The following is a 1559-nucleotide window of genomic DNA, read 5'->3' on the forward strand; positions in this document are numbered from 1 at the left end:
CAACGCCTCGTGGCACAAGTCCTCCAGAATCAACTGGCACCACTTTGAACCCAAATATCTACCCAGCTACTCCCCGGACTTCAATCCGATCGAGCGACTGTGGCTAAGGCTTAAAGCTGACTGGTTCTGGGACTTCATTGCCAAAACTCCGCAAGAACTCTCCGATCGGCTTTGCAAAGCCCTCAAGAGCTTCATCGATGATCCGACCAAAACCGCGTCCAATTGCTCGATTCGGAAATGACTTCTGTCATTCACTATATCTGCTGAATGAGGAGATGCCCGGTGGAAAGGACGAGCCGACGTACTTTATCCAACGGCGATGGTCGGCGATTTTCGAGACTCGTTACCAATTGGTGCGGCCTCATCCGAACCCCTTGGCAGAGGGACTGACCTTCCGGCGGGTGAGCGATTTGGCCATGTCGATGGAGTTCGTCGGCGGGCGACACTGTGCTCTGGTGTCGATGCCCACCCCCGAGGAATCCCCGCAGGCCTACTTTGTAGCAGTGGTCCAGACCAGCGGCGGCAGCGATCCCAAGGCATGGGATCAAGGTTCGGTTTCTGCTCGGATCTTCACTCTGGAACTTGCCCAGGACAGCAATCCTGAGAAAGCGGTTCTTGGCGAGTGGGTCAAGGAGGGGCTGCATCGGCTGATCGGTTTCGGCGTGAAGGCAATTCGTGAAGCCTTCCTCAAAGCAGTAGGAGCGAACTTGGACCACGGCCAACTTCCGTTGAGTTGATGGCGCAGTGCCGGGACTTTGAGGGGGAGATCCTGCCGACGTCGGAAGATCGAAATCGGATAGCTCAGAACGATCCAAACAGTGGCCAGTATAACACTTTCAGTTTGATCGCGAGTCTCCGGCAATCAATCATTTCCAGGGTCGATGGAGTTTTTGCCACCAATAGGTAAGTCGCGCCGCCGCGAATTCGTGGCCGGCCGGAGTCAATGTGTAAAGCTCCTAGAATTCTCAGAGTCGTTGGCAGCGCCAGCAAGTGGGCGCGTTGCGCAGAAGATAAAAAAATCTCGCCAGGACATGTGAATCCTCCCGGAGGTCAAGCTCGGCGCCCCATTGAACTTAAGAGACCGACGAGCCGACGGGCTCCGAGAGGTTCCGACTATGCGCGAATTCTGCGGATGTGACCGCGCACATGCGACGTTGCATAACGCGGAGACAGGGCAGGGGAGGGCCGGGAACACGGCCGCTTTCTTCACCCTCGCCCCATAGAGAAAGGCTGTCCTAGGCCATTTTAGGTGGCAGAATTCGAGCAGATCGGGAGAAAAGCGGCCATTTCTTTGGCCTTTCGATGGAAATATGCACCTTCTTGCAGCGGCGGCTACCCCACGGGTCGAGGGCTTAACGTACAATTTTTAACCAATACGGATGTCCCCCCTACAACAGTTAACCAACGGAGACCTGACTCGAATGGCAGTTAGTTAGCGCTTCGAAGAAATGCGGTATTTGGGACCGAAGACGCTGTTTTTGTAGTATCGGTTTCGATGGGAAATTTCGCGAAACGTTCTCCGATGTTTCATCAGGAGCGGATAAGGCTTAGGTCTGCGT

General features: G+C 54.8%; 2 protein-coding genes. Both read left to right on the forward strand.

Features of this window, described 5'->3' with window-relative positions; all coding sequences use genetic code 11:
* The coding region (locus JNN07_14505; GenBank protein MBL9168948.1) for a transposase at nucleotides 1-241 on the forward strand (241 nt) is incomplete at its 5' end.
* Nucleotides 198-737, forward strand: a complete 540-nt coding sequence (locus tag JNN07_14510; GenBank protein MBL9168949.1) for a hypothetical protein — start codon at nucleotides 198-200, stop codon at nucleotides 735-737. The genes JNN07_14505 and JNN07_14510, both read left to right, overlap by 44 nt.
* Nucleotides 738-1559: the final 822 nt, after the last annotated feature.

The organism is Verrucomicrobiales bacterium, from assembly GCA_016793885.1.
Classification (GTDB): Bacteria; Verrucomicrobiota; Verrucomicrobiia; order Limisphaerales; family UBA11320; genus UBA11320.

What these genes read in the sequence shown, in the direction of transcription:
- JNN07_14510 (MBL9168949.1), top strand. Translation starts at nt 198, where the DNA reads ATGATCCGACCAAAACCGCGTCCAATTGCTCGATTCGGAAATGACTTC.